This window comes from Candidatus Dactylopiibacterium carminicum (assembly GCF_014736495.1).
In the GTDB taxonomy this organism is placed as follows: Bacteria; Pseudomonadota; Gammaproteobacteria; order Burkholderiales; family Rhodocyclaceae; genus Uliginosibacterium; species Uliginosibacterium carminicum.
In genome coordinates, this window is sequence record NZ_MDUX01000083.1 from 1 (window position 1) to 10,141 (window position 10,141).

A 10,141-nucleotide genomic window follows, 5' to 3' on the forward strand; every position below is an offset into this window, starting at 1 on the left:
CTCACACCCAAATTCCAGAATGTAAACACATTCCGGATACTGTGAACAGGCTCTAAGCACGAACGGGCTTGTAGCACGAGGCGACACGAAGTCCATTCGCCCTGGTGAATCGAAGTACGGGCGGATTGCCGGTCGGAAATCCGCCCTCAGAGGCTGATCAGGCGAACCACAGGCGGATGGTGTCGATCAGACGACGCCACCAGCTGCCTTGCTGGACTTCATCGAGTACGGCGAGCGGGTATTCGGCAAGCACCGTGTCGCCATCGCGCACGCGCAGGCTGCCCACCTGCTGGCCAGCCGTCAGCGGAGCAACCAGGTGGGTCGGCAACGTGATTTCCTGCACCAGTGCGGCTGCCGCGCCGCGCGGGATGGTCAGATAGTGGTCATTGGCAACGCCCACACGTACGTTGTTTGTCTGGCCCTTGTATACCGGCAGGTTGCGGACTTCCTGACCCGCAGTGAAAAGGCGGGGGGTTTCCCATACGCTGGTGCCCCAGTTGAGCAGCTTGGCGGATTCCCGGGCGCGCGCCTCCATGCTGGTGGTGCCGGTGACCACGGCGATCAGGCGACGGCCGTCTCGTTTCGTGCTCGAAACAAGGTTATAGCCGGCGGTGCTGGTGTGGCCGGTCTTCAGACCATCGACTTCGGCATCGCGGTAGAGCAGCAGGTTGCGGTTGTCCTGCTTGATGTTGTTGTAGCTGAAGGATTTCATCGAGTAGATCGGGTAGTACTCGGGGAAATCGCGGATGATCGCCTGGGCCAGTTTGGCAAGATCCTCTGCGGTGGTGTATTGCCCTTCGCCGGTGAGCCCGGTGCTGTCGAGATAGTGTGTATTGGCAAGCCCCAGGCGCTGGGCCTCACGATTCATCAACTGGACGAAGCCCTGCTCGCTGCCAGCGAGCGCCTCGGCAAGCACCACGCAGGCATCGTTGCCCGACTGTACGATCACACCCTTGATCAAATCGTCCACGCTGACCGGTACGCGGGCATCGACGAACATGCGCGAGCCTTCACGGCTCTGTGCTTCGCGCGAAACCGTGAGCATCTGGTCTAGTTTGAGCTGGCCTTCGCGCAGCGACTTGAAGGTCAGGTAAGCGGTCATCAGCTTGGTCAGTGAGGCAGGCTCGATTCTCATGTCGGCGTTGCCAGCAACCAGTGTCTGGTTGCTCTGGCCATCGATGAGAATGAAGCTGCGAGCCTCCACTGCGGGCGCCGCAGGTTGGGCGGCAAGCACGGAAAGTGGCAGGACAAGGGCGATACTGGAGAGCAGGCGGCGAATCATGGGGGCTCCGGCTGGGGGCGCGCAGCGTTGGCGCTGTGCGCCGGGGTGGCAGAAAAGGGCGACATTGTAGAACTTTGCGCGACACCCGGCGGTGTACGCAGTGCGCTTGCGACAGCCCTTGCGGCACGATGTTCCCGGAAGTGGGCGGGGCTCCCTTGAGTAAGGCGAGCGCCTGCCGTTAAGGCATCCTGTCGGTGAGCCGGTGCGGGATCTGCGATCGGTAGTCGGCTGGAGTGCGGCTGGAAAGGGTGGATGTAGGCACACGCAGGGGGCGACGTTTCGGCGAGGCATGGCGTTGGCTGGGCGCGGTGGCGCTGGCCTTCTTTGCCGTGGGCGCCGGGCTGGCCAGCGTCGACCTCGAGCGCATGCGCGGGCAACTGCAGAAGCGTTTCGGTACCCGACCTCTGCCGGTGTTCGATAACTGGCGTGGATTGCTGGGGGCATCCGGAGCCCTGCCCGAAAGGCGGAAGCTGGATCAGGTGAATGGCTTCTTCAACCGCAATGTGCGATTCCAGGACGACATCGTGGTGTGGCAGCTGGCCGATTACTGGGCCACGCCCCTGGAATTCATCGGTCAGGGCGCGGCTTTCGGACGCGGCGCCATCGGTGGCGCACATGGTGCTGGGCTACTATGAGCAGCCCGGTTCGGATCCACTGGTGCTGGACAACCTGCGGTCCGACATCCTGCCGGCTTCGCAGCGCCCGGACTTGACGCCTGTGTTCAGCTTCAACGCTGAGGGCGTCTGGACTGCCGGCAGCAGTGGTGCCGGCGCTCCGGTAGAGCGCCTGTCGCGCTAGCGGGATCTGATGTTGCGCATGCAGGCCGAGGGTTATCGGCCGCTGGAACGGGAAACACGATGAAGAGGGAGAGGGGGCAGACATGTCCTTACTGAAACGTCTTTGGTTACGCGTGTTTGCGGTGATGCTGGTGGCGCTGTGCGCCAGTCTGCTGCTGCACGTGATGAGCGCACGTGATTACCTGCGCCAGCAGTTGTACGCGCAGTCGGCAGATGGCGCGGCATCGCTGGCGCTGTCGATGTCGCAGCAGCGGGGAGACCCGGCAATGGCGGAGTTGCTGGTCAGTGCGTTGTTCGACTCCGGGCACTTCGAGCGCATCGTGTTCCGCGATGTGAATGGTGCGGTTAAGGTGGCGCGGGAGACAGGCGCTCCCTCACCGGATGTGCCTGCCTGGTTCCGCAACGCTGCGTCGCTTGAAGGCGCGCCTGGCACGGCGCTGGTGACGGACGGCTGGCGGCAACTTGGCGGCGTGGAGGTGACGGCCAGTGCACGCTACGCCTATCGCGCCCTGTGGCAGGGGGCCTTGCGTCAGGCCTTGATGCTGCTGGTGATGGGGGTGGCGCTGTGTGTCCTGCTGGTGTTGCTGTTGCGTTGGGCTGCACATCCGCTGAAAGCCATCGTTTCCCAGGCTTCTGCCATCGGGCAGCGGCGCTTCGAACTGTTGCCCGAGCTGTCTGTGCCCGAACTGCGCGTGGTCGGACGGGCAATGAACGGCATGGTGGCACGGGTGCAGGCGATGTTCGCCGAGCAGGCCGCCCGGATCGAGACCTTGCGCACGGAAGTCGGCCGCGATCCACTGACTCAATTGGCCAACCGCGGTTTCTTTCTGGGCAGTCTGCGCGAGACTCTGGGGGATGAGGAAGCTGCTGCAGGCGGGGTACTGATCGTGGTGCGCGTGCTGGATCTGCTGGGTCTGAACCGACGGATCGGCCGGGAGCGGACCGATACCCTGATCCAGACCTGCGCCGGCCTGTTGAGCAAGCAATTGCCGACGGATTTGCCGGGAGCTCTGGCGGGGCGTCTCAATGGTGCGGAATTCGGCATTCTGTTGCCCGGTCAGGGGCAGGCGGAGGCCGAAGCCGTCTGCCGGCAGTTACTGGAGGGGTTCGATCGGCTTTACCGTCAGGAATACGCAGATCGCGAGCCAGTGGCGGCACTGGCCTGGACAACCTATCGCCATGGAGAAGCGCCCGCCGATGTGCTGTTGCGGGTGGATGCTGCATTGATGCGTGCTGAAACCAGCCAACCACCCCTCGCGTCAGCCAATACCGAGCAAGTAGCCTTGGCACCGGTGCGTGCCGAGGTGTGGCGTGATCGTTTACAGGAAGCCCTCGGAGCGCGCAGTTTCGAGCTGGCGTTCTTCCCCGTGGTCAGGGCCAATGGCGCAATGCTGCATGAAGAAGGCATGTTGCGTCTGGTCGATGCTGACGGCAAACGACTCAGCGCCGGGCTGTTCATGCCGGCGGCCATCCGTCAGGGGCTCTCCGCCCGGCTTGATCTGCATGCGGTGGAACTGGCGCTGGAGCGTCTTGCCAGTTCTGGGGGCGAAGTGGCCGTCAATCTGTCGCCCCACTCTGTCGATACACCGGACTTTCTGGTTGCCCTGCGTGCATTGCTTGCCGGTGCGCCGGATCTCGCCCAGCGTTTGTGGGTGGAGCTTTCGGAGCGTGGTATCGGGGATGTGAACCGCTTGGGCGAACTTTCCGCTTTGTTGCTTGAGCATCGTGCCCGGCTGGGCGTGGAGCATTTCGGTTGGCAGTTCGCGGCGATGCCGCGCCTGCACGCCCTGAGCGTGGATTACCTGAAACTGGATGGCAGCTTCGTCGATGGCATCGAGCACAACGACGGCAACCAGCGCTTCGTGCGTGCAGTGGTGGATGTGGCGGCCAGCCTAGATATTTCGGTGATTGCCGAGCGTGTGGCGAGCGAAGCCGAATGGCGTACGTTGACGGGGCTCGGCGTGGCCGGGCTTACCGGGCCGGCGGTTACGGCCCGTGCCGCCAACTGACGGCCCAGGCGTAGAGGGCAGTTACCACCAGGATGTCCAGCGCCGGACCTCCGGCGATGAATAGCAAGGGCATGATCAGAGGCGAGAGCGTCTGAATGAGCAACGCATGGGCCAGCAACTTGAGCGGCAGGCTGAATACAAGCCAGGCGGCGATCATCAGCGTGGCCAGCAATCGCCGTTCGTGACTGCGCTCGATGATGTAGTGCATGGCCGCCATCACCAGTGGCAGTGCCGTCAGCATCAGCAGCGTGAGTGCGCTCAACGCGCGCGTGTGGTCATCCACTGCATAGGGGAAGATCGGCATCAGTGCGCTGATGCCCAGACAGGCAGCGTGCAGCAGCGCAAGCGCACGCAGCAATGCACGCCAGGGTATTGGCAGAAAACCCGCAGTCAGCCAGACCAGCACAGCCGTGGCCAGATGCGCGAGATAGTCCATCGTGAGTGGCAGAGGGGCGTGCAGGCGTACCGCAGGGGTCTGCAGATCCGGCTATTGCGGCAGCAACAAGTTGAGGCCGGTGACGGCCACGTCTTCCAGGCGTAGCCAGGCCACGCCGGCGCTCAGGCTCTGCAGCCAGAAAACCTTGATCAGCGGTCGCAGCATCTGCAGCAATACGCTCAATGCTGCGGCCATCAGCAATGCGTAGGCCGTGTTGGCAGCACGCCCTTTTAGCAGGGCGCGCAGCCGTTGCCGGAATCCTGGCGGACGCGATACTGCGGTGGTGACTATCTGCAGGGTCTGTTCTTCGGCGGCGCTCATCCTGGGTTCCGTTCGTCGACCACTTCACCTTGTCGATAAGCAATCACACTGCCGTGCACGACGCTGCCTTCATAGATCCTGATCTGTTCCGCAAGCATCGTGGCCGGTTCGATGGGGCTGCCCACCCATCCCTGCGTGCCGAGTGTGATCTGATTGCGGGCCACGATCGGGCCAACAATCCGGCAGCAGGCGCCAATGCTGATGCTGCCGTCGGAATACACGGCGCCCTCGATCACTACGTTGCGACCGATGATGATGCCGCGCCCTGCGCGCAGATCGCCTATCACATGGCAGCCTTCGCCGATTTCCAGGCGGCCGGATACCAATAACGCGGCCTTGATCATATGACCCGCGGGAACGCTCAGATGGCGGCCCCGCCCAGGCCCGTCGCCAGTATGCGCGGGGGGATCGAAGCGCGGCAGTGGGTCGTCACGGTTGATGGTGGGAGTATCGGCGCGCCGTCCGAAAAGGATGACCGGGGCTTCCAGTCGCATGAAACGTACCCGTCTGGCTAGTGCGATCTCGATGCCGGCGCTGGCCCAACCTCGGAGATACCCTCCTTCGGCGACATCGAGGCGGCGATCACTACGAACCCATCGGGTAATGCGCGCGCGCGCCCAGGGCGATGTCGCGATGCGACAGTGCCCCCTTGACGATGGCGTTGTGGGCGATGTTGATGCGGCCTTCGGCGAAAATCTCGCGGTCGCATATCAGTTCCCCGGGGATGTCCAGATGACCGGTGGCAAGGACGAGGCTGCGCAGCCGGCGGGCGCTGGGGGGGAGTTGTTCGCTGAGATGATTATTGAAGCCGAGCACGATGAAGGGACGTCCCTTTTCGTTGGCACCGCGCAATGGTCCGCCATCCCGTGCCAGGGCCAGTAGCGTGGCGAACTGCTCACTGATCATCTGGCGAAACATACCGACACGGACATCCGCGCCAAGCAAGCGGTTGCCTGGCGGCGGTGGCGTAGCTTGCCGCGAGAGGGTACGCAATGCGGGCAGCCAGGGCAGGAGCGCGCAGACGCTGCAGATGCCGATGAAGATCATCATGCCTTGCGCCTGGTTCATGAACGTCCCTTTTCCACCACTGCCACGGCTTCCGCATGGGGGGCACGCGGACGCGGCTCGCGACGCAACAGCAGGCGCAGGCTTTCGATGAGTCGATCGATGAAGGAGAGGCTGACCAGCGGCAGCAAGCGGATCTCTTCGCGCACGCCAGCCATGCGCGCCGCCGTGGCGATGCGAAAGGCAGGGCGGGGCTGGCCGTGTGGATCGAAACTGGTGGCGGCGCACAACAAGACAGCGAGGCCGGCGGGCAGTGGCGCACCAGAGAAATACAGGCCGATGCCGCTGGCAAGACAGAGTAGCCAGATCAAGGGCAGCGCTGATGAGAAGAAAGCAGCTCCACCCTGGCGGCGGGCTCCTGGCGCCAGGCCGGGCCTGAGTAGCAGGGCGGCCATGCGCATGCTTTTCAGAGCCAGGGCAGGATTCAACCGTGGCGAGCGGATCTGGTCTGGCGTATCCAGCGGCCGATAGTGCTGGATGTCAGCCAGCAACGCCGATTGCCAGCCCAGGCGCGTGATGTCGAGCACCAGGCCGGCGCCATCCGGTGCGCGTTGCAGCTCCGGGTGCTCCAGCGCCTTGATGGCTTCGCGGCGTAGTGCCCGGATGCGGGCTTTGCCGCACATCAGCAGGTTGAGCGCGTCGACATCGGTGGCGAGCAGGGTGTCAGCCTGGTCGTTCATCACGCTCAGGCGTTCGAGCAGTCCTCCCTGAGGCTGGCGAGCAATGGCGCGCGTGAGCACACAGCCCACGCCGGGATCGAGCAATGGTGTAACGCTGCGGCGTAGCCAGTCAGTGGGCAGTGGGATGTCTCGGTCCAGAATTACCAGGGCGGTGCCGATCGAGGTATTGACTGCGGCGTGCAACGCAGATGCAAGTGTGGTGTTGGGGCCGGCCATCATCGGCAGTGGATGCACACGATCTCCCGTGCGTTGGATGAGTCGCTCGACAGCCAGGGCCACCTGGATGTCGGCAGGATCAAACATCGGCACGTAATGGATGCGCTCTTGCGGATAGTCGGATCCCAAGTTAGCGAGTGCATCCAGTCGGCGGGTTTGTTCGGCACTGCAGCCATCTGCCGGAATCAGCAGGCTGATCGTAGGCCAAAGCGCGTGAGTGAGTGGTTCATCATGAGGGTGCTGATGCATGCGCAGACGTAATACGCGGGTCCATTCGCGCAGGATGTGCAGCAGGAGCAGGGCACTGCTGAGCAGCCACAGCGTGCTCAGCCCGACATGCAGCGGCGCAGCGACTACCTGTTCGGGTGTGTGTACCAGCGGTATGCCAGAAGCTGCCGACGGGAGTTCATAGGGAGCGGATTGCTCCGCGATCAGACTATCCAGCCGGGCATCGAGCTGCAATTGCAGCCGAGCATTCTCCGCGCCATGAGCCATGCTGGCCAGCAACAGGCCGAGCAGGGCAACCCCCCTCCAGAGATGAGTGATGTTCCAGGGCATGGCGCGACTCTTCTGGTTTTTATGTATGGCGTCCCGCCGGTGCCCGCAGGCGACCCCTCGTCGGACGGAACGTGCAGCGCGCTGATTTTATCCCGCATCCGGGATCGTAGTGGTCGCCGCAGGGCGGCGCCAAGGCGATAAACAGGCCCTACCAAAGGGCAGGGCATTCCAGATTGTCGATCAAGCGCGTTTTGCCCAACCGGGCTGCCGCGAGTATGACTACGGCATCTCCTGGTTCCGGCGCCTGCAGGTCAGCCTGGCGCCGGATGGTGATGTAATCCGGTGCCCAGCCTTGACGGATCAGCACATCGCGCGCCTGTGTTTCCAGTGTTTCGCGGTTTCTGTCACCTGTGACGATGGCAGATACGACTTGCTGCAGACAGGCCTGCAACTGCGGTGCCTGCGTTCGTTCTTCGGCGCTTAGGTAGCCGTTGCGTGAGGAAAGTGCCAGACCATCGTCGGCACGCACGATTTCGCAGCCAATGACCTCGATCGGCAGATTCAGCTGGGCAACCATGTTGCGGATCACCATCAGCTGTTGATAGTCCTTCTTGCCGAAGCAGGCGACCTGGGGTTGGACGATGTTGAAGAGCTTGCTGACCACTGTGGTGACCCCCGCGAAGTGACCGGGGCGGATGGCACCTTCGAGTAGGCCGTCGTGCATGGGGTCCGGGGTGACGAGATAGGTCTGCGTTTGCGGGTAAAGCGTTGCTTCATCCGGGGCGAAGAGGTGGTCTACGCCAGCGGCCTCGAGTTTTTCGCAGTCAGCCTTGAAGGTCCGGGGGTAACGGTCGAAATCTTCGTTCGGTCCGAATTGGAGGCGGTTGACGAAGATGCTGCTGACCACGCTGTCTGCATGCTGGCGTGCCGTACGCATCAGACTGACGTGACCGGCGTGCAGGTTGCCCATGGTGGGTGCGAAACCGATGCGGCCGGCGCTGGCCAGTGCGGCGCGCAGGCTTGCGATGCGGGTATGGATCTGCATGGATTGCTTTCGTGTCGCGGGGAAGGGCGCGAGGATGCATCAAGCGGCGACGGGCGGCAATGTCGAATGACAAAGGATCCTTCCCTGGCAGATCCGGACGTGTGCGCCATGCCGACCCTTCAGGCCGACATGGCGCAGCAGGTGCTCAACGTCCCCGGTCGTCGCGATCCTTGGGGCCGTGCGGGTCGTCATGTTGTTGACGACGAGGAGCTTCATGCTGCCGTTCGCCCTTGTCCGGGCTTCGCATATCATGTGCAGCCTGAGCTGGTGCGCGCTGAGCCGTGGGCTGGACTTGCTGATGCTTTTGCTGGCTCTGCCATTCGGAGTTGCGGCGGCGGTCATCCGTACGCCATTGTTCCCACTTGGCCTGTTCGCGGCGTTGTTCTGCGCGCCAGTCGTTGCGCCGCTGATCCCAGCGTCCGGGGGTGAAAGTCCAGCCTCTGTCATTGCGTTCCCAGCGTTCGGGAATCCAGACGTGGCCCGGACGTTCGGCCAGCCAGTGACCACTGATCCAGACGTGCGCATGACCATCCCACTGCCAGTAGCCGGGCGCCCAGACATAGCCGGAACGCCTGGCCGGGATCTTTTCCAGACGCACTGGCGGAGGAGCATCATTGATGCCGATGGTGATCCCTGGCAGATTGACACTGATGTTGACTTCGGCCTGGCTGACCGGGCTCAGGATCAGACTGGCGGCAGCGATGCCGAGGCTTGCGAGAATGTTCCGGGTGTTCATGCTGACTCTCCTACGGATGCGCGGTATTGCCGTGAGGTGGAGTCAGTATCGCAGACAGGCCGTGGCAAAGGCTTCGAGCCTGTGAGCGGTTGTTACCGAATGTAAATGGGGCCGACGAATGGCGTGGGCAGATGCAGGCACCGTATCAGGTTGCCGTGCAAATTACGTAGGCCTGACTGTCGCTGAATGTTCCATTTGTACCCAACGTGGCGGGCACGAGTGCACCGTTGTCGGACCAAGTGCCAAACTGCACCGAGCCTGCGTCCGGATTGCCATCATCCATGCTGCTGTCCACTTGTAATGCGATGCGGCCGGAGATGCCGTCCTGGCAGATCACCAAGCGCCCGTTCAAGTTCGCAAAGGCACTCGAATGGCTCTGCACGCCGATGATGCCGCCTTCGCTGTTGCGGGGCGCGTAATCCGTGCTGCTTGTGTCGGTACTGCCGGTGGCGAGGTTGGCCAGGCGCAGATGCAGCCAGACGGCGCGGGCCTCGCTGCTGGAGCCGCCATTGCCAGCGTCGCGCCAGCTGCCTTCGATCTGGCCGTTGCCATTGCCCTTGAGGCGCGCGGTATTGTTGGGCAAGCGGGTATCGGCCGCGCTGTCGTCCCCGGGCCACTGGCGAAAACGATCCTGGTAGGCAGCGATCATGGTCATGGTGTTGCGGAAGTCATTCACCACGGCCTTGGCCTTGGCACTGTTGATCAGTTCCTGCCCCTTGAGTACTCCGCCCAGCAGCAGACCGATGATGACCAGGACGATGGCGATTTCGACCAGGGTGAAACCGCGGGATCTGTATGAACGGCCGGGGTTGAGCATTGCATTCTCCAGAAGCAGCAAGGGTTGATGGTCGACGCCTTGCACTGATGCTCCGGTGCTCATCCGTCGTCGTGGCCAGCGTAGGGCAGACACCACACGGGATATCCGTTCGCGGTGAGTCATTTCCGATCATGGCGCGGCAGTGGATTTTCCTTATGCCATTGGCGTGGTCAAGCACGTTTCCCTGAATCGCCCCGGGTTTCCTAGACAGCCCCGAGCTTCATGAAATACTGTTTTTC

At 62.9% G+C, this 10,141-nt stretch carries 12 protein-coding genes; 3 read left to right on the forward strand and 9 right to left on the reverse strand.

All coding sequences use genetic code 11. The annotated features are described in order from the left end of the window. Nucleotides 1-157: 157 nt before the first annotated feature. Nucleotides 158-1,282 (reverse strand): D-alanyl-D-alanine carboxypeptidase family protein, encoded by a 1,125-nt coding sequence (locus tag BGI27_RS16520; protein WP_141239788.1) that lies wholly within the window; start codon nt 1,280-1,282, stop codon nt 158-160. 248 nt (nt 1,283-1,530) lie between these two features. Between BGI27_RS16520 and BGI27_RS18335 the strand changes: the two genes are divergently transcribed. From BGI27_RS18335 to BGI27_RS16530, 3 genes are all read left to right on the forward strand, one after another. After that, on the forward strand, nt 1,531-1,917 hold the full coding sequence (locus tag BGI27_RS18335) for a hypothetical protein (protein WP_223871875.1): 387 nt from the start codon (nt 1,531-1,533) through the stop codon (nt 1,915-1,917). Further along, a complete protein-coding gene (locus BGI27_RS18340) occupies nt 1,898-2,080 on the forward strand; it encodes a hypothetical protein (RefSeq protein ID WP_223871876.1) in 183 nt (60 codons plus the stop codon). Before BGI27_RS18335 ends, BGI27_RS18340 begins: the two co-directional genes overlap by 20 nt. A gap of 82 nt (nt 2,081-2,162) precedes the next feature. Further along, a complete protein-coding gene (locus tag BGI27_RS16530; RefSeq protein ID WP_095525903.1) occupies nt 2,163-4,088 on the forward strand; it encodes a bifunctional diguanylate cyclase/phosphodiesterase in 1,926 nt (641 codons plus the stop codon). On the opposite strand, the gene BGI27_RS16535 is transcribed toward BGI27_RS16530, so the two are convergent. From BGI27_RS16535 to BGI27_RS16570, 8 genes are all read right to left on the reverse strand, one after another. Further along, nucleotides 4,066-4,524 (reverse strand): hypothetical protein, encoded by a 459-nt coding sequence (locus tag BGI27_RS16535; protein WP_095525904.1) that lies wholly within the window; start codon nt 4,522-4,524, stop codon nt 4,066-4,068. The genes BGI27_RS16530 and BGI27_RS16535 overlap by 23 nt on opposite strands. 51 nt (nt 4,525-4,575) lie before the next feature. Continuing rightward, nucleotides 4,576-4,845: a hypothetical protein gene (locus BGI27_RS16540; protein WP_095525905.1), complete on the reverse strand. Its 270-nt coding sequence runs from the start codon at nt 4,843-4,845 to the stop codon at nt 4,576-4,578. Next, a complete protein-coding gene (locus BGI27_RS16545; protein ID WP_095525906.1) occupies nt 4,842-5,339 on the reverse strand; it encodes a polymer-forming cytoskeletal protein in 498 nt (165 codons plus the stop codon). The genes BGI27_RS16540 and BGI27_RS16545 overlap by 4 nt, the downstream gene beginning before the upstream one ends. Nucleotides 5,340-5,430: 91 nt before the next feature. Further along, nucleotides 5,431-5,913: a hypothetical protein gene (locus BGI27_RS16550; RefSeq protein ID WP_095525907.1), complete on the reverse strand. Its 483-nt coding sequence runs from the start codon at nt 5,911-5,913 to the stop codon at nt 5,431-5,433. Then, nucleotides 5,910-7,364 carry a glycosyltransferase family 2 protein gene (locus BGI27_RS16555; RefSeq protein ID WP_095525908.1) on the reverse strand — a complete coding sequence of 485 codons (1,455 nt, stop codon included), beginning with the start codon at nt 7,362-7,364 and terminating at the stop codon, nt 5,910-5,912. The genes BGI27_RS16550 and BGI27_RS16555 overlap by 4 nt, the downstream gene beginning before the upstream one ends. A 148-nt stretch (nt 7,365-7,512) precedes the next feature. Next, nucleotides 7,513-8,349 carry a pantoate--beta-alanine ligase gene (gene panC / locus BGI27_RS16560; RefSeq protein WP_095525909.1) on the reverse strand — a complete coding sequence of 279 codons (837 nt, stop codon included), beginning with the start codon at nt 8,347-8,349 and terminating at the stop codon, nt 7,513-7,515. Between the two features lie 145 nt (nt 8,350-8,494). Further along, nucleotides 8,495-9,085 carry a YXWGXW repeat-containing protein gene (locus BGI27_RS16565; protein ID WP_095525910.1) on the reverse strand — a complete coding sequence of 197 codons (591 nt, stop codon included), beginning with the start codon at nt 9,083-9,085 and terminating at the stop codon, nt 8,495-8,497. Nucleotides 9,086-9,230: 145 nt separating this feature from the next. Next, on the reverse strand, nt 9,231-9,947 hold the full coding sequence (locus BGI27_RS16570; protein ID WP_223871877.1) for a prepilin-type N-terminal cleavage/methylation domain-containing protein: 717 nt from the start codon (nt 9,945-9,947) through the stop codon (nt 9,231-9,233). Nucleotides 9,948-10,141: the final 194 nt, after the last annotated feature.